The following is a 17,374-nucleotide window of genomic DNA, read 5'->3' as shown; positions in this document are numbered from 1 at the left end:
TCAAGGATTATTGGCTAATTTTAGCGAAACTTTCGGGAAAAAGCTGTAGTTCAGGAGTATTATCCCCCGGGGCGGAGAAGGATTTTTTAATCTGTCCCAGGTACAAAGGAGCAGATAAACCGGGCTGAGGATGAACGAGAGTGCGAGCGCTAATGATAAATTGATTATTACCGCCAGCACCGGCGCGACCGGAGGAAAACAAGTCACTAGCGGCTTGTTTTAGGGTTGCTTCCACCTGCTCGGGAGTAACAGTATTGGGCAGGGAGATAACAGCTTGATTAGCTCCGTTATCATAGACAAGGGAGAATCTCACCGCTCCCGGAATTTCGGTACGGGTAAATAATCCTAACCCAAGACCGAAAATCCCCACCGTCAACACAGCCATAAAGCTAGTGACACCGACGAGACGAAAGCGGATTCCCCAACCGACGAGAAAAGCGATAATCGTGAGTACCAAAAAAACCAGCGTGGCAATACCAGACCATTGGATGTATTTGGCAAAGTTCAGGGGAATGTCCATATTTTCTATAATACTGATTCTATGAAAACGTTTAGCATAAACCATTGTACCTATCCTGTGGTCGAAACTTTCCATTCTGTTCAGGGCGAGGGCTTTTGGACGGGAAGCAATGCTTTTTTCCTCCGTTTGGGAGGTTGCGATGTCTATTGTCCTTGGTGCGACCAAAAAGAGTCTTGGAATGCCCACCGTTATCCCCAAAAATCCCTGGGGGAATTGGTTGAGATGGCAAAAGACGCTAACCCCGCTATGGTGGTGATTACCGGGGGTGAACCTTTAATGCACAATCTTGCTCCTTTGACCGAGGAATTTAAAAATCAGGGTTTACGGGTACATTTAGAAACTTCTGGCGCTCATCCTTTTACTGGGGTTTTTGATTGGGTGACTTTTTCTCCTAAAACTTATAAAATGCCCGATCCTAGTATTTATGCACGGGTAAATGAGTTAAAAATTGTCGTGGCTAATCCAGAGGATTTAGACTGGGCAGCTATGCAGGAAAGTAAGTTATCGGAAGGGGTGATTAAATATCTACAACCCGAATGGAATACAGCAGAAAGCAAAGAGTTAGTCTTTAATTATGTTCTTCGGCATCCCCAATGGCGTCTCAGTCTCCAAACCCATAAGTTTTTAGGAGTCCGCTAACTGATAACTGATAACTGATAACTCAGGTTAACTAACTATTTTTCGCCTCTAATTTGGTCAAACGACTTTTAAGTTCCTGATTTTCCTGTTTCATTTTTTCTAATTCCTCGCGAATTTCCTGAATTGCTTTGTCGGAACCTAATTTTTTCTGGACTTTTTGTACTGCTTCCTCCGCTACACGACGAACGCGACCATCGGGAGTTTGATCGCTCAAAGCTTGTAAAATAGCGATAGCTTTGGCATTTTCTATCTGTCCTAAAGCGTTACACACTGCCACTTGTGTCAAGAAAAAAGTTTCCTTGGCAATGGTTTCTAAACGTTCCAAAATTACGGTTAATTTATCCGTGGTTTGTCCCGAAGAAATCGCTCCTAGGGCGCGGATAGCGCCTAATCTCAGGGGTTGAGGTGTGCCTAAAGCCGTGTAGGTCAAAATTGACTCTAAAGCCGCCGGCGAGGTTTTTAACTGGCTTAAACCGCCAATTGCGCCCGCTCTTACTACCTCATTCCACCCCTTTCTTGACTGTAAAATATGATTGAGCAGGTCAATAATTTCCCCTTCTTGATTTTGCAATTGTCCCACGGCCATGGAGCCTAATCCTCGCGCTGTGGCCGCTTCCACATAATAACTAGCGTCTCCAGCTTCTAATCGGGATTTAAGCGCGTTATAACTATCTAAGGTTTTAATTTCACTTAATCCCTCGACCACTGCCCGACGTACTTGGGCTTTTTCGTCGTTTAAACCTTTAATTAAAGCAGTAACTGCCTGATCTAAACCAAGAGTTGCTAACTGTTTGGCCACCTCCACACGCACCCCCCAAAAAGGCTCATTTTCTAGGGATCTCCCCAAAGCTTCGATCGCTTCTAAACCGCCTTTTTTAGCAATGGCTATGGCTGCATAGATACGGGAAATCGGGTCGGGATCCTGTTGTAATTGCGCTTTTAATTCGGCGATGGGATACTCAAGAGTGACGGTTTTGAGGAAATTATTACCCCGATCGAACTTGACAAAATCTGGCTTTTGTGCTAGGGGAAAATAGAAACTTTGTTCTTTTTGGTGAATCCGCAGATTGTAGGTAAGATCGTCAGAGTTGAGATAGGCAAAAGCGACGGGAATTTTCAAGTCGAATAGTTCTTTTTCATCCTGGGTTTGGGTGACAGTTAATTGGGCTAAATTATTCTGATTGTCCCAACTGTAGGCCACCTTATAATCGGGATGACCACCGCGATAAACGTACTGATCAAAGAGAAATAATAAATTGTACCCGGTCGCTTTTTCGATCGCCCGTAATAAGTCCACGGTTTCTACGGTTTTATGGGCCTTATCCCGCACAAAAGTCTGAATCGCTTTTGCGAATAAATCTTCCCCTAAAATAGAGCGGATCATGTGATAAACACAAGCACCTTTTTCGTAGAGATGACGATCATAAAGTTCGATCGCTTCTCGATAAACATGAGTAACAATCGGACGACGATAGCGGGAAGTATCTTCTTCTAAATAACTTCTTGCTTCCCCTAATAAATAATAACTAGCAGCTGCTTTTCCGTATTCCGATTCTGTCCATAAAACCTCAGAATAGGAAGCCATTCCCTCTTTAATCCAAGCGTGAGACCAGTGTTTAATCACCACTAAATCACCGAACCATTGATGAGCTAATTCATGGGCAACTAAGCTTTCTGTCCAAGTATGATCAATGCTGGCTCTTTGATCAATTAAACAGCGATCAGTTAAAATTGTGGTGGAAGTATTTTCCATCCCACCAAAGATAAAATCATCTACACAAACTTGCGCGTATTTGGGATAGGGATAGGGATAACCAAACTTTTGGCTAAAAAACTCGATCATGCGGGGAGTTTTACCCATACTTCTTTGTCCCTCTTCTTCCCGTCCTTTTTCCACATAATAAGTAACGGGAACACCATTCCATGAGTCGCATAATTCAGCAAAATCTCCCACCGCAAGAGTCATTAAATAGGTAGGATGAATTTGCTTTTGTGACCAGTGATAAATTCTGTCCTCACCCACGGGTTCCACTGAGATTAATTCCCCGTTAGAAATAGCGATATAGGGTTGGGGAATTTTTACCCGAATTTCGGAGGTGGCTAATTGGCCAGGGTAATCAAAACAGGGAAACCAAAAGCGAGAATCTTCATCTTCTCCCTGGGTCCAAACTTGCATCGGTTTATCGGGATAATATTCGTCGGGGCCGATAAAATATAATCCCCGTTGTGGTTGGTTAACTTGATAGTTAATCGTCAGGATAATCGGTTTATCGGTGGTGGGTTGTAGCAGATGAATGGTCAGAAGAGAACGATCATAGTCAAAGGGTTGACTGATATCTTCAATGAACACAGAATTAATATTTAGAGCCACCGCATCCAGAGTTAAACTGCTAATTCCCTGACGAATGGGGGTGAGGGTAATCTGACAGCTGCCCTGAAAACTTTGTCGGGGAATATCAATAATTAAATCGAGAAAAATATGATTAACTTGTCCGGGTCGATCGGGGTTATAATGGGGTTTAGCCCCGGGTAACTCAAAGGGTTGACGCTGATTATTTTCCGTGTCGATGGTTAGATGAGACATATTAGCCCTAACTTGCTGATTTTTGTCCGGTAAACTTAAATTAACACGATCGGTCGTCCCTTTCCTTGCTAATAATAATCCCACCCCTATGAATCTCCCCTCCTTTCTCTGGTTATGGAAAATTGCCGCTTGGTCGATGGGATTTGCCCTCTTTGCCTATTTTTTACTAGCGGTTTCGGGGGGAAACATGGGTTATCGACGACTCGCGGGCCAATCTCGACCAAAATGGTTAAGACCCTTTCATCTCCTCAGCGGCCTGATCATGGTTGCTTTGGTCTTAATTCTGCTGGGAATCGGATTAGTGGGAACAATCGGTCATTATGGCAGTTTAGGCCACTCTTCCCACCTGATAGCGGGTTTATTGGTGGTTTTTCTGGTTTTTGTTTCCGCAATTAGCGGCCTGAACATTACAACTCGTCCACCTCTAGCGCGGTCTCTCCACATCGGCACTAATCTTTTATTGTTTCTGGGTTTTCTTTTTGTTACCCTAACAGGATGGGATGTGGTCCAAAAATATCTACAATAAAAATAGTCGGCGATCGAGTGGAGACTGTTTGATCAAGAAAAACTAGCCATCTCATCCCGAAAAATCACTTTTTAGTGACAGAATACTCACCCCCAAATCATTATGCAAACCGTCGAATCACAAGCTATTAACACGATGTCAGTGCCAAAAAAAGGGCTACCGGTAACAATTATTACTGGGTTTCTTGGTAGTGGTAAGACTACTCTCCTCAATCATATTCTCAGCAATCAACAGGGATTAAAAACTGCTGTTCTTGTCAATGAATTCGGTGAAATCGGTATCGATAACGAACTGATTATCAGCAGTGATGACAGCATGGTAGAATTAAATAATGGCTGTATTTGCTGCACGATTAACGAGGATTTAATTCAAGCAGTTTATAAAATTCTCGAACGTCCCGAAAAAATCGATTATTTAGTCGTAGAAACCACAGGATTAGCCGATCCTTTACCGGTAGCTTTAACCTTTTTAGGGACGGAATTACGGGAAATGACCCGTTTAGATTCCATTGTCACTATGGTGGATTGTGCCAATTTTAGTCTTGATTTATTCAACTCGCAAGCGGCCTTAAGTCAAATCACCTACGGTGATATTATTGTTCTCAATAAAACCGATCTAGTGGATGAAGCGGATGTGGATTCTTTAGAAATAAGAATCCGGGACATGAAGGAAGGAGCGAGAATTCTTCGTACTAGCAAAAGTCAAGTCCCTTTACCCTTAATTCTCAGCGTCGGACTATTTGAATCGGATAAATATTTCGACACAGAAGAAGAACACCACGACCATGATCACCACGACCACGATCACGAGCATTGCGATCATGATCACGACCATGATCACCACCACGATCACGATCATGATCATCACGACCATTCCAATCATTTAGAGGTGGATGGATTTACTTCTATTTCCTTTGCTAGTGACCAACCTTTTTCGATTCGGAAGTTCCAATATTTCCTCGATAATCAGTTACCAGAAAGCGTTTTCCGCGCTAAGGGTATTATCTGGTTTGATGAAAGTCCTAAACGTCATATTTTCCACCTCAGTGGTAAGCGTTTCACTCTCGAAGATGACGAATGGAAAGGTACTCCCAAAAATCAGCTAGTTCTTATCGGTCAAAATCTCGATCATGAAACCCTAAAAGAACAGATTAACAATTGTCTCAGTTTACCTGCTGTCAATCGCGGTAAAGGATTTGGCAAATAAACCCCGCTTTGTAAATCTACTAAGTTGGGATTTTTAAGGGGAAACTCTCTGCTAAAGTCGGGCGTTACTTTCGATTTTTTCCCTCAATCCAAGCTTTTGGGGGGTTCTACCCCCCAAACCCCCCGTTGGGGGCGTGGCGCCGCCCCCAAACCCCCCGCGCATTAGCTTTTCGGTGGGATGCTTACAGGCAGCTGCTGATCTATTTGTCATCATCTAAAAGTCACCGATAATTGCTGATTGTCGGTATTTCTGCCTTCCTAACTCCTGACTCTAAGGACAATTTTTTGATTTTTACAAGAGGTCTATTGACCTTCTTGAGGTACTTTTCCTCCTAAAGATTCCACGATCGAGCGAGTATTTTCCCTGAGCATTTTTACATAACTATCCCCTCTAGTACCCACCGCACCGATCGAATCAGAATATAATTGTTGTGGTGCTAATTTCACCCCCGCTTCTTCGGCTACAGTGGTAATTAAAGCGGGATTAATAGTCGTCTCGGCAAAGATAGCAGCAACCTTGAGATTTTTAATAGCATCGGCTAAATTTTTCACCGTTTGGGCGCTTGGTTGTTCTTCGGTACTAATACCAATTAAAGTTCCCGATACTTTTAAACCATAGGCATGAGCATAATACTGAAAAGCGTCATGAGTGGTGACTAATTGTCTTTGGGAAGGGGGGATAGTTTCAATAGCCACAGTAATCCAGCGATCAAGATTTTCTAATTCTGCGATTAATTGGGCGGCATTTTGGGTAAAAATCTCTTTATCTTCGGGACTTAATTCAATCAATTGATCTCGGATTTTTTCCACCATGATTATACCATTTTTTGCTGAACCCCAAACGTGGGGATCGGGGACTTTCTGCCCCTCTTTTTCCAATTGTAAAGGCTTGATTGCTTCTCCCACAGCCACTTTTTTAGCTTTAATTCCCGTAGAATTGATCATTTTAATTAACCCCGGTTCGAGATTATAACCGTTATAGAGAATTAAATCGGCTTTTTCTAAAGCCACACTATCGGCGGGAACTGGTTCATAAACGTGGGGATCATCCCCGGGTTTTAAAATGTCTTGATGGTCAATTTCTTCACCGCCCACTCGTGCGGTTAAATCGGCGATAATTGTGCTAGTGGAGATTACCTTGGGTTTTTGGTTATCAGTAGTATTAACCGAGGCATGACAAGCAACCAATACCAAAAATAAACAGGATAAAATTAGTTTTTTCATCGAGAAATAGAGATGAGGGTTTAGGGGTTAGAGATGAGGGTAAATGGCATTGATATCTATCTTGATTTTTTTCCTGACTAAAGACTCCTTTTACCATTAAAATAGAGAATAGAGAAGGTGTAAATTGAAGAGATATGGATAACCAAGCCCCGATTAAACTACCGAAAACCAGCGAATCCGACCACCTCAAGCGCATTCGTCACACCACCTCCCATGTGATGGCCATGGCGGTGCAGAAATTATTCCCGAAAGCCCAAGTTACTATCGGGCCTTGGACTGAAACCGGATTTTACTACGATTTTGATGTGCCGGAACCTTTTACCGATAAGGATCTCAAGGACATCAAAAAAGAGATGGTCAAAATTATCAATAAAAAACTGCCGGTGATTCGCGAGCAAGTTTCTCGGGAAGAGGCGGAAAAGCGCATTAAAGCGATTAATGAACCCTATAAGCTGGAAATTCTGGCGGGAATTCAAGAACCCATCACCCTTTATCATCTTGGTGACGCTTGGTGGGATTTGTGCGCCGGTCCGCACCTAAGTAATACAAGTGAACTAGACCCGAAAGCGATCGAATTAGAGACGGTAGCGGGTGCTTATTGGCGCGGGGATGAGAATAAAGCCCAATTACAGCGCATTTACGGCACGGCATGGGAAAATCCCCAACAATTAGCCGAATACAAGCGCCGTAAGGAAGAAGCACTGAAACGGGATCATCGCAAATTAGGCAAAGAATTAGGTTTATTTATTTTCTCTGATTCTGTCGGGCCGGGGTTGCCTTTATGGACACCGAAAGGCACTTTAATTCGTTCTTTGTTAGAAGATTTTCTCAAAAAAGAACAGTTAAAACGCGGTTATTTACCCGTAGTTACTCCCCATATTGCTCGCGTGGATTTGTTTAAAATTTCCGGTCACTGGCAAAAGTACAAAGAAGATATGTTTCCCATGATGGCAGACGATGAGGAATCTGCTAGTAAAGAAATAGGATTTGTCCTCAAACCGATGAACTGTCCTTTTCATATTCAAATCTATAAAAGTGATTTGAGATCCTATCGGGAATTGCCGATGCGTTTGGCAGAATTCGGGACAGTTTATCGTTACGAACAATCGGGAGAATTGGGAGGATTAACTAGAGTTCGCGGTTTTACCGTCGATGATTCCCATTTGTTTGTCACTCCCGAACAATTAGACAAGGAATTTTTAAGCGTTGTTGATTTAATTTTGACGGTGTTTAAGAGTTTACAATTAAAGAATTTTAAGGCGCGATTGAGTTTTCGTGACCCCGAATCGGATAAGTATATCGGTTCCGATGAAGCTTGGGAAAAGGCACAATCGGCGATTAGAAAAGCGGTGCAAACTTTGGGGATGGATTATTTTGAAGCCCCCGGAGAAGCGGCTTTTTATGGTCCAAAATTAGACTTTATTTTCCAAGATGCCCTCGAAAGAGAATGGCAGTTAGGAACGGTACAGGTAGATTATAATTTACCCGAACGTTTTGAATTAGAATACGTTGCCGAAGATGGTAATCGTAAACGTCCGGTGATGATTCATCGCGCACCTTTTGGTTCTTTGGAACGTTTAATCGGTATTTTAATCGAAGAATACGCGGGGGATTTTCCTCTTTGGTTAGCCCCTGTCCAGATACGATTATTACCGGTTAGTGATAGTCAATTGGATTACGCTAAAGAGGTGACAGCGAAAATGCAGTTGTTAGGAATTCGGGCCGAAACCGATACCAGTGGCGAACGTTTGGGTAAAATGATTCGCAATGCTGAAACCGCAAAAATTCCCGTGATGGCAGTGGTGGGGGCAAAAGAAATGGAAGGTAATAGTTTAAGTATTCGCACCCGTGCCACGGGCGATTTAGGAGTAATTAGCGTCGAGGAAGTGGTGGCAAAATTAGAAAGTGCCATCCAAAATCACGGTAATTTTTAAGCGTTTGCTTATCTAATTCTATGGGGACAGAAAATATTTCTGTCCCAGTATTTTTGATCAACCCGGGAGATTTTTCGGGTGCATCTGATATTTGTGACTTTCTCTCACTTATGGTGAGCAGCAGCAGTTATTCAAAGAGGGCGAATGCAATTCGCCCCTACAATAATATTATTGCGCCAATAGTAGGGGCGCACCGCGTGCGCCCTGTAATATAGATATTTCTACAAAATTGAGATGCACCCGATTTTTCCTGATTATCCTTTAGGTATCATCATCTTTTTGAAAGGGATTTTCCCCAATCCCCAGTCCTTTTTTGCTCTGTTTTAAGTCTTTCCAGAGGGCTTTAATTTTTTGGTAGGCTTCTAGAGAACTGATTTTGCCCCCCGTTTCCAGATTACAAATAAAACTGACTTTTTGGGCAAATTCCTGTAAATTGGCGTTAAATAGCAAGTTTTCTGGCTTAAATTCCCCATAGTAGGGCGCGCGAGGATAGAGAAAATCCTCCTTGCGGCGATCGGGGAGATTCGGGTTATCATCGTTAGGAGGATTCTGGTTCATAGGGCGATGGCGGGTAATTTTGCGGAATTTCTTTAGATTTTTCGGTAATGGTAATGGGAGATAATATCAGTTGTTGGCTATGATTGAGGATTTAAGTAAAAACTTGGCTGATTCGCCAAAAATTGACACTTAAATCGTGACACTTTTTGGTTATAGGTTAAGATTCGGTCGCAAAATGTTGACAGTTATCTTTAAGCAGCAATTATACATTATTTTTTCTCAACAATCATCTCCCTGATGATCTAAATTTTTTATCTAGGTTGATCGCCAAAATTTGCTGCTGCCGCTATCTGATTAACCATCGATTTTCGTTTATCAATTGCCGAGGATGATAACTATGGAAAAACTCTATGAAGGCAAGGCCAAAATTCTCTATCAAACCGATGATCCCGATATTCTCCTTACTTATTACAAAGACGATGCCACCGCTTTTAATGCCCAAAAACGCGGGCAAATTGTCGGTAAAGGGGAAATTAACTGTACTGTCTCCACTGCCCTATTTCAATGGTTAGAATCCCTAGGAATACCTACCCATTATATTGATCGCCCTAGTTCTAGGGAAATGCGCGTCAAGGCGATTAAAATCATTCCCTTGGAGGTAGTAGTCAGAAATATCGCCGCCGGGAGTTTGTGTAAGCAAACGGGATTAAAGGAGGGGAAAATTTTACCTTTTCCTCTTGTAGAATTTTACCTCAAGGATGACGCTTTGGGCGATCCTTTGTTAACGCCCGATCGCATAAAAGTGATTGATATTGCCAGCGAGGAGCAAGTCAATCAGTTACGAGATTTAGCCCTGCAAATCAATCAATATCTACAGGAATTTTTTGATAAGTGCCAGATTATTCTCGTCGATTTCAAGTTAGAATTTGGAGTTGATAAAACGGGCAAAATTTATCTAGGTGATGAAATTAGCCCCGATACCTGTCGTCTCTGGGATAAAACCCAAGAGGATGCCCAAGCGCGTATTCTCGATAAGGATCGTTTTCGTCGCGATTTAGGAGATGTGGAAACTGCCTATCAACAAGTACAAGCAAGAGTTTTACAACAGATAGAGAGTTTATAACTGTGGGGTGTGTTAGCGAGCGCGTAACGCACCTTAATTGAGATTAGCAATTTAATAATTTATGTCAAGAAGAATTATCGGGTTAACAGGGGGAATAGCCTGTGGTAAATCCACGGTTTCCAATTATTTAGAAAATATCTACAAAATTCCTGTCCTTGATGCGGATATTTATGCCCGGGAAGCAGTGGAAAAAGGTTCGGCAATTTTAGAGAGAATTTTTGTGCGTTATGGCAGAAAAGTTAAAACTGAGGATAATTCCCTTAATCGCCAACAGTTAGGAGAGATTATTTTTAATAATCCCCAGGAAAAAATCTGGTTAGAAAGTCAGATTCATCCCTACGTTAGAGAATGTTTTAATCGGCATTTAGAGCAGTTAGAAGCCCCGATAGTTGTTTTTTCTATCCCTTTATTGTTTGAAGCCAAATTAACCCATTTAGTCACAGAGATTTGGGTGATTTCTTGCAGTTTCGAGCAACAAATTCAACGCTTAATGACTAGAAATAACTTAACTAGGGAACAAGCGATCGCTCGGATTAATAATCAAATGCCTTTAGCCGAAAAAATTGCCTTAGCTGATATTGTTTTGGACAATTCCGGGGATTTAGAAGCTTTATATACCCAGATCGATCGAGCTATACAATAGGGATTAATTTTAAAACAACCAGGCAAATTTTCCCACCCCGAATTTTACATAGAGAATAATTGCCAAAACCAATAAAAATAGAAAGCCAATAATTAATAAATAGTCTTTATTGGTTAAGATTGATTCCTGTAAAAATGTGCGATCGGGATCACCAGAGAAAGCTTTAGCTTGTAGAACTACCTCTAATTTTTGCGATTTAGCCATAGCGTTTAGAATTAAAGGTACAGCGATAGAAGCGTAAATTTTTCCTTTTTGCAGCCAACCCATTTTTTCTATTGCTAATCCTCGTAATCTTTGAGCAGAAATAATCGATCGAGATTCTTCTACTAGGAGAGGAAATAAACGCAGGGTAGAGGAAAAAATAAAGACTATTTTGTAGGGAATTCTGGCTTTAGTTAAACTCACCATCATCTGATTTATATCAGTGGTAAAAATAGCGAGGGGAATAATTAAAACCATGGTGAGAGTTTTAAAGATCACATTTAAACCGTAGAGGGTTCCCTCCACAGTCATTTGAGCAGAACCGACAGTTAATAAGGGAGTTAATTCAGTTTTTCCTGTTAAAGCTTTTACCTGTTCCACATTAAAAAATCCCATGGTAATTAATAAGAATAGATAAAAAGGAGCCATGAATTTTAAAATGGTGAGGAGATAAGACCATTTTACCCCAGCCCAGAGACAAGCTAAAGCGACAATAAGAGTTAGCAAACCGCCAGCGAGGGGACTTTCCCAAGTAAAAGCGATAAGAGTAACCACGATCATCATGGTTAATTTTGTCCGAAAATCTAGGCGAGTAAAAGGAGAATCTCGATCGACGGTTTGCCAGTTAAATGATTGCATAATTAGGAAAAAAGTTAGTAAGTAGCTAGGTGTTAAAAACTGTCAGATGCCCCCCTTATAGGGATCCCCCCGCCTATCGGCACCCCCCTTATTAAGGGGGCTGTCCTTTAGTCACATCTTTCTTAACATTTCAAACCTTTGTAGCACAAGGCTTTCAAGACTCGGTTAACAATTTGTAATATTCCTTGTTGACACCCTTACTGACAAAGAAAAAACTGAAATCAAGTCAGGATAAGGGTTGGAGTGCTTACTGCAAAAATTGTTAAGAAAGATCCCTATAAGGGATAGATTAAGGGGGGCAGGGGGGATCGGCACACCCCTTATTAAGGGGGGATTAAGGGGGGATATATCTTCAATTTAATTATAACTTTAAGGGAATGAGTTAATTACCCATCCCCATCAATCCCCTAGGAAGGGTTAGCAACTCTCTTCATTTGCTCTTGAATTTCAGGGTTATAAATCTGGAGATAATTCCAATAATTACCAAACACCGATTCTATATAACCCTTAGTTTCTCTAAAGGGAATATTCTCGACAAATTCATCGGGATCGCTAAAATCAAAACGCTGTTTCCATTTAGAAACTGCCCCAGGTCCGGCGTTATAACTAGCCACGGCAAAAAGTGAATTTCCGGCGAATTTGCCATGGGTATAATCGAGATACCATGTCCCCATCATAATGTTATCTTCGGGATTGGTTAAAGAATAACTTTTATTGCCAGTATTACCCGCGATATATTTACCTGTATCGGGCATAATCTGCATTAATCCCACTGCCCCCACAGGAGAACGAATTTCTTTTTCAAAGCGGGATTCTTGCCGGATTAAAGCCGTCACTAGCAGGGGATTTAATTGTCTATCTTTAGACCATTGTAGGATGCTATCGTAGTAGGGGAAAGGGAATAAAGCGTGCCAGTATTTATCATTTTGTCGCAGGACTTTCCAGGCTTCCTTTTCCTCTGGGGTATCTCTTTCTCGCAAGCGCCAAATCAGGTTAATTCCTTCTAAATTTTGATTGCGAGAGAGTTTATAGACACCGAGGTTAAATTGTTCGTCAACGGTTAAATGCCAAGGATCGACAATTTCTGCTTGGAAGAGATTCCAAGCGTCCGTATCTTCACCAATTCGATATAATTCCTTGAAAGCTTCCGAACCGGCGGGGGGATCGTTACGAGTGGCGGGTTTGACGGTGGTAGGATTATAGGAGCGGACAGTGGTAAAATCCCCCACGTCCCAACCTAATAAAACCGCCGAGCGCCAAGCATAATAGGAATGGGGATGACGAGAAATAGTATAGGTAAAAGCTTGTTTTGCTTCTTGGTTTTTGCCCAGTTTTTGCGCCCATTTTCCCACCCAAAAGGCCGCTTTCGGGGCAATTTGACTATCGGGATTATTAACCGCAATTGGCTGCGCCCACTGCCACGCCTTGGCGTAATCACCGGATTTAGCAGCTCTTTGGGCCATTAACCAGCGATAATCGGCGGCTTCGTCGGATTTTGGGTATTTATTTAATAGAGTCTGCCATGTTTGACTAGCGGCCTGAGCATTAGTTGAGTTGAGTAATTTGGCTTTCGCCTCCAAAGCTTCCGGAGCGCGATCGGGAAATTGCTTGACAATGCGATCGAGATATGCTACGGCATCGCGGTTAGGAGAAATTTGGGCGAGTCGCAGTAATCCTAAACCGGTTTCTGGGGCTTGGGAATAGGTTTTAATTAATTTTTGGTAAGCGATGCGAGCTTCTGGCAGTTTTTTGGCAATTTGTAGCCCGCGGGCGTAACGATAGGCTTGTTCGGGGCTAGGAGTGGCTTTAGCGTAGGCTTTATAGGCCTTTTCGTACAATCCCGACTGCCAATAACCCGCCCCAATCATTGCCCAATCCGCCGGAGTTAACTGATTGGCGTAGTCTTTCACCAAACGATCGCGGGCCTGATTGAGGGTAGGATCAAAAGGATTAGCCTTGGCTAACTGCAACCATAAGGGAAATTGATCGGGATTTTCTTGAAGACGTTGGCGAATTAAAGCCAAAGTGCGCGGGTGTCGGGGGTATTCCTTGAGCAATTTTTCATGATAACTGGGGTCGTATTTGCCCAAAGAGTAGTAAGCTTCCGCCACTACGGGCGATTGGGGATAGGTTTCCAGTAATTTTTGCCAAATTTCTCGCGCTCTTTCACTATCATTGCTTAATTCGTAGGCGCGTCCCTGTTTGAGGAGAATCTGGGGAGCGAGGACAGGATATTGTTTTTCTAAGCCTTCTAATTGTTTTAAAGCCGGACCGCCTTCATATTTTCTCAATAAATCCATAGCCAAGAGATAGCGGGCGCGACTACGCTCTAAAGAGGGCGCATTGGCATCAGCAACATCTTTTAACTTGACATCTCGCTCGGTTTGTGGTAGGGAAGCGCTATCAACTACGGCAGAGGATTGGTTAGGATCTTGGCTAGGAACCGAAGCACTATTGCGATCGAGCCAAGCGAGAATTTTCGGGTGAAAGAGAAAGAGACTGGTGAGAGTAAAAAGCGCAACCCCAGAACCTAGTCCAAGAATGAGCGGGGTGTGAGGGGGGAATTTCTTAAACATTACCTTAATTCAAGACAGTAACTCAACATACATTATCAGTGATCGTGGTGACAGGTTGTTTGTTTCAATCAGGTTGGGGAAGTGGGGTGTGGGGTGTGGGGTGTGGGGTGTGGGGTGTAGGGTGTAGGGTGTGGGGTGTAGGGTGTAGGGTGTGGGGTGTAGGGTGTGGGGTGTAGGGTGTAGGGTGTAGGGAGAATAAATAAAATAATCTCCTGACTCCTGACTCCTGACTCCTGACTCCTATCTCCTGACTCCTGATCACTGATCCCTGAGATATGGTACGCTAAACAGGATTTAAGTATTATTAATGATTACTATGAAACAGCGCGGCGTGACGGTTTGGTTAACGGGATTGAGCGGTGCGGGGAAAAGCACGATTACCGAGGCATTACAGGCAAAATTAATCGCTGAAGGTTATTCCATTGAAGTTCTCGATGGCGATATAGTACGGACGAACCTCACCAAAGGTTTAGGATTTAGTAAAGAGGATCGCGATGAAAATATCCGTCGCATTGGTTTTGTGTCTAATTTGCTCACCCGTCACGGTGTGATTGTCCTAGTTTCGGCTATTTCTCCCTATCGTGAGATTCGCGAGGAAGTACGGGGAAAAATCGGCAATTTTGTCGAAGTTTTCGTGAATGCTCCCTTAAACGTCTGTGAGGATCGCGATGTGAAAGGATTATATAAAAGAGCGCGTGCTGGCGAAATCAAGTCTTTTACGGGAATTGATGATCCCTATGAACCACCTTTTAACCCGGAAGTGGAATGCCGCACTGATTTAGAGACTTTAGAGGAAAGTGTCGCCAAAGTCTGGAACAAATTGACGGAATTAGGCTACATTCATCAAGCTGTGGCGGTTTAATCCCAGAATAACTTTGTATTATTGGAAAATATCGTAGGGACGTGGACTAAAAACGTCTCTACACCCCGATTAACCCCTTAGGCAAATTTGTTAGTTAATCTCCTTTTCTTCAGTACCTAAGCAAGGTTAATTATACCTCTCCCTAACCCTCTGGTCAAAGTGCAAGAGTGCCTAAACAGTAATCAGTAAACAGTGATCAGTAAACAGTAAACAGTAAACAGTAGTCAGTGATCAGTAAACAGTAAACAGTAAACAGTAAACAGTGAAAAGACAGTAGGAAACTTCTATTTAATACTGCTCACTTAAAACTTAAATCTGATAACTGATAATTGATAACTGATAACTGATAACTGATAATTGATAACTGATAACTGTCTCGACTAGCAAATTAATTTTGCAGGAATACTTAATATTTAAAGGTGCTAAATTATTTTGAAATCTCGCTCTAGTTATTGGAACCTCATTCCCTATCTCCGTCCCCAAACCCAAACAATTATTTTGGCGTTTATCTGTACGATCGGATTTACGGTATTTTGGCCGATTTTAGCTTGGTTAGCCGGACAAATGGCCAGATATATCGGTGAGGGAAATGTGCAGGCATTGGCGACACTTTCGGGGGTGGGGGCAGTGGTTTTTTTACTGCGGGGAATGTCTCAGTATGGGCAAGATTCCCTGATGGCAAAAGCTTCTTTAAAAATTGCCCTGGAATTAAGAAAAAAAGTTTATGCACACCTGCAAACCCTCGGCTTAAATTACTTTGAAACGGCAAAAACTGGTGATTTATCCTATCGTTTAACGGAAGATATCGATCGCATTGGGGAAGTAATTAACAAATTTTTCCATGATTTTATTCCCTCAGCCTTACAGTTAATTGTCGTCTTTGCCTATATGTTTATTGTTAACTGGCAATTGACGATCGCTGTCATTATTATCGCTCCTTTGTTGGGAGTTTTGGTGGGATTTTTTGGCGAAAAATTATTACAATATGCTCGTCGCGCCCAGGCGAAAATATCTAATCTTTCTTCGTTATTAACCGAAGTTTTTGGCGGTATTCGCGTGGTGCAAGCTTTCGCAGCTGAAGATTATCAAACCGAGCTTTTTGCCCAAGAAGCGGAGGAAAATCGCCGCGCTCAATACCTATCAGAATCCACCAAAGCTTTACAATACGTCGTGGTGGGATTCTTACAAGCTCTCGGTGTCATCTTTTTATTCTTTCTCGCTGGTTGGCAAATTTCCCAAAAGAATTTAACTGGAATTGACTTTGTTAGTTATGTGGCGGCGGTGGCAATGTTAATCGATCCCATCGCCCATATTACCAGTAATTATAATCAATTTAAACAGGGTCAAGCCTCCATGGATCGGATTTTTGAATTGTTAGCTATTTTGCCAACAATTACCGAAAAACCGAATGCGATCGAGTTGCCACCTCATAGCAAAGAAGTTGAATATTGTCAAGTAAATTTTTCTTACAATGAGGACAGACAGGTTTTAAAAAATATTAATTTTACTGCACACGCTGGGGAAATGATTGCTTTAGTGGGAGCATCGGGAGCGGGAAAAACCACTTTAGTTAATCTTTTATTGCGTTTTTATGACCCCACTGCCGGCAAGATTTTAATCGATGGGGTGGATATTCGTGATGTGACTTTAAAAAGTCTCCGGCGACAAATTGGCGTAGTTTTGCAGGAAAATATTCTCTTTTCTGGCACTATAGCCCAAAATATCGCTTTTGGTCAGGGAGATTTTAATCTGCAAGAGGTGGAAAAAGCGGCAAAAATTGCCAACGCTCATCAATTTATCGGTGAACTTTCCCAGGGTTACTATACCTATGTGGGAGAAAGGGGTGTTAATTTATCGGGTGGACAAAGACAAAGAATCGCCATCGCGCGAGCGGTTTTATCTAATCCGAGAATTTTAATTTTAGATGAAGCGACTTCAGCGCTCGATTCGGAATCGGAAGCTTTAGTGCAGGAAGCTTTAGAAAGAATTATGACGGAGCGCACGGTATTTGTTATTGCTCACCGATTAGCAACTGTCAGAAAAGCTAACCGTATTTTAGTCTTAGAAAAGGGTGAAATTATCGAGGTGGGTAATCACGAGGAGTTATTAAATCTTAATGGTCGTTACGCTCAATTTCATGCTAGACAATTTCAAGATTAGTCTATTTGGCGTTAAGAGTTGGGCGTTATTTCTGATTTTA

At 42.2% G+C, this 17,374-nt stretch carries 14 protein-coding genes; 8 read left to right on the top strand and 6 right to left on the bottom strand.

Annotated elements, in window-relative coordinates:
- Positions 1–7: 7 nt before the first annotated feature.
- A complete protein-coding gene (locus H6G40_RS00145; RefSeq protein ID WP_080601666.1) occupies positions 8–565 on the bottom strand; it encodes a Ycf51 family protein in 558 nt (185 codons plus the stop codon).
- Between H6G40_RS00145 and H6G40_RS00140 the strand changes: the two genes are divergently transcribed.
- Positions 542–1,159: a 7-carboxy-7-deazaguanine synthase QueE gene (locus H6G40_RS00140; RefSeq protein ID WP_036400770.1), complete on the top strand. Its 618-nt coding sequence runs from the start codon at positions 542–544 to the stop codon at positions 1,157–1,159. The genes H6G40_RS00145 and H6G40_RS00140 overlap by 24 nt on opposite strands.
- A 31-nt stretch (positions 1,160–1,190) precedes the next feature.
- On the opposite strand, the gene H6G40_RS00135 is transcribed toward H6G40_RS00140, so the two are convergent.
- Positions 1,191–3,827: a M1 family metallopeptidase gene (locus H6G40_RS00135; RefSeq protein WP_081330868.1), complete on the bottom strand. Its 2,637-nt coding sequence runs from the start codon at positions 3,825–3,827 to the stop codon at positions 1,191–1,193.
- Positions 3,828–3,831: 4 nt separating this feature from the next.
- Here H6G40_RS00135 and H6G40_RS00130 point away from each other — a divergent pair, with 4 nt between their 5' ends.
- Together H6G40_RS00130 and H6G40_RS00125 are read left to right on the top strand one after the other, a co-directional pair.
- Positions 3,832–4,269: a DUF4079 domain-containing protein gene (locus H6G40_RS00130; protein WP_069474781.1), complete on the top strand. Its 438-nt coding sequence runs from the start codon at positions 3,832–3,834 to the stop codon at positions 4,267–4,269.
- Between the two features lie 102 nt (positions 4,270–4,371).
- A complete protein-coding gene (locus H6G40_RS00125) occupies positions 4,372–5,475 on the top strand; it encodes a CobW family GTP-binding protein (protein ID WP_069474780.1) in 1,104 nt (367 codons plus the stop codon).
- Positions 5,476–5,777: 302 nt separating this feature from the next.
- On the opposite strand, the gene H6G40_RS00120 is transcribed toward H6G40_RS00125, so the two are convergent.
- On the bottom strand, positions 5,778–6,698 hold the full coding sequence (locus H6G40_RS00120) for a metal ABC transporter solute-binding protein, Zn/Mn family (RefSeq protein ID WP_042791092.1): 921 nt from the start codon (positions 6,696–6,698) through the stop codon (positions 5,778–5,780).
- A 134-nt stretch (positions 6,699–6,832) separates the two neighbouring features.
- Here H6G40_RS00120 and thrS point away from each other — a divergent pair, with 134 nt between their 5' ends.
- The gene (gene thrS, locus H6G40_RS00115; protein WP_002740114.1) at positions 6,833–8,632 is read left to right on the top strand and encodes a threonine--tRNA ligase; all 1,800 of its coding nucleotides are present in this window, start codon (positions 6,833–6,835) and stop codon (positions 8,630–8,632) included.
- A gap of 261 nt (positions 8,633–8,893) precedes the next feature.
- Here the strand turns inward: thrS and H6G40_RS00110 are convergent, their stop codons facing one another.
- The gene (locus H6G40_RS00110) at positions 8,894–9,190 is read right to left on the bottom strand and encodes a DUF7219 family protein (RefSeq protein WP_002743720.1); all 297 of its coding nucleotides are present in this window, start codon (positions 9,188–9,190) and stop codon (positions 8,894–8,896) included.
- A gap of 337 nt (positions 9,191–9,527) precedes the next feature.
- Between H6G40_RS00110 and purC the strand changes: the two genes are divergently transcribed.
- On the top strand, positions 9,528–10,253 hold the full coding sequence (gene purC / locus H6G40_RS00105; protein ID WP_002743721.1) for a phosphoribosylaminoimidazolesuccinocarboxamide synthase: 726 nt from the start codon (positions 9,528–9,530) through the stop codon (positions 10,251–10,253).
- 61 nt (positions 10,254–10,314) lie between these two features.
- Entirely contained in the window at positions 10,315–10,896 is a 582-nt protein-coding gene (coaE, locus tag H6G40_RS00100) for a dephospho-CoA kinase (RefSeq protein ID WP_002739784.1), read from the top strand.
- 9 nt (positions 10,897–10,905) lie between these two features.
- On the opposite strand, the gene H6G40_RS00095 is transcribed toward coaE, so the two are convergent.
- A complete protein-coding gene (locus H6G40_RS00095) occupies positions 10,906–11,736 on the bottom strand; it encodes an energy-coupling factor transporter transmembrane component T family protein (protein WP_016514550.1) in 831 nt (276 codons plus the stop codon).
- A gap of 407 nt (positions 11,737–12,143) precedes the next feature.
- Positions 12,144–14,312, bottom strand: coding sequence for a lytic transglycosylase domain-containing protein (locus H6G40_RS00090; protein WP_069474779.1), 2,169 nt, complete (start codon positions 14,310–14,312; stop codon positions 12,144–12,146).
- Between the two features lie 316 nt (positions 14,313–14,628).
- Here H6G40_RS00090 and cysC point away from each other — a divergent pair, with 316 nt between their 5' ends.
- A complete protein-coding gene (cysC, locus tag H6G40_RS00085) occupies positions 14,629–15,174 on the top strand; it encodes an adenylyl-sulfate kinase (protein WP_043999288.1) in 546 nt (181 codons plus the stop codon).
- A 432-nt stretch (positions 15,175–15,606) separates the two neighbouring features.
- Entirely contained in the window at positions 15,607–17,334 is a 1,728-nt protein-coding gene (locus H6G40_RS00080; protein ID WP_024969003.1) for an ABC transporter ATP-binding protein, read from the top strand.
- Positions 17,335–17,374: the final 40 nt, after the last annotated feature.

Source organism: Microcystis viridis FACHB-1342 (assembly GCF_014698335.1).
Taxonomy (GTDB): domain Bacteria; phylum Cyanobacteriota; class Cyanobacteriia; order Cyanobacteriales; family Microcystaceae; genus Microcystis; species Microcystis ichthyoblabe_A.
Note: the sequence above shows the minus strand (reverse complement) of the source record. Positions and strands in the feature narration are given on the sequence as shown.

Bases quoted from the DNA above. Each gene is read 5' to 3' on its own strand.
- H6G40_RS00140 (WP_036400770.1), top strand. From the start codon at position 542: ATGAAAACGTTTAGCATAAACCATTGTACCTATCCTGTGGTCGAAACT.
- H6G40_RS00145 (WP_080601666.1), bottom strand. From the start codon at position 565: ATGGTTTATGCTAAACGTTTTCATAGAATCAGTATTATAGAAAATATG.
- H6G40_RS00130 (WP_069474781.1), top strand. From the start codon at position 3,832: ATGAATCTCCCCTCCTTTCTCTGGTTATGGAAAATTGCCGCTTGGTCG.
- H6G40_RS00125 (WP_069474780.1), top strand. From the start codon at position 4,372: ATGCAAACCGTCGAATCACAAGCTATTAACACGATGTCAGTGCCAAAA.
- H6G40_RS00120 (WP_042791092.1), bottom strand. From the start codon at position 6,698: ATGAAAAAACTAATTTTATCCTGTTTATTTTTGGTATTGGTTGCTTGT.
- thrS (WP_002740114.1), top strand. From the start codon at position 6,833: ATGGATAACCAAGCCCCGATTAAACTACCGAAAACCAGCGAATCCGAC.
- H6G40_RS00110 (WP_002743720.1), bottom strand. From the start codon at position 9,190: ATGAACCAGAATCCTCCTAACGATGATAACCCGAATCTCCCCGATCGC.
- purC (WP_002743721.1), top strand. From the start codon at position 9,528: ATGGAAAAACTCTATGAAGGCAAGGCCAAAATTCTCTATCAAACCGAT.
- coaE (WP_002739784.1), top strand. From the start codon at position 10,315: ATGTCAAGAAGAATTATCGGGTTAACAGGGGGAATAGCCTGTGGTAAA.
- H6G40_RS00095 (WP_016514550.1), bottom strand. From the start codon at position 11,736: ATGCAATCATTTAACTGGCAAACCGTCGATCGAGATTCTCCTTTTACT.
- H6G40_RS00090 (WP_069474779.1), bottom strand. From the start codon at position 14,312: ATGTTTAAGAAATTCCCCCCTCACACCCCGCTCATTCTTGGACTAGGT.
- cysC (WP_043999288.1), top strand. From the start codon at position 14,629: ATGAAACAGCGCGGCGTGACGGTTTGGTTAACGGGATTGAGCGGTGCG.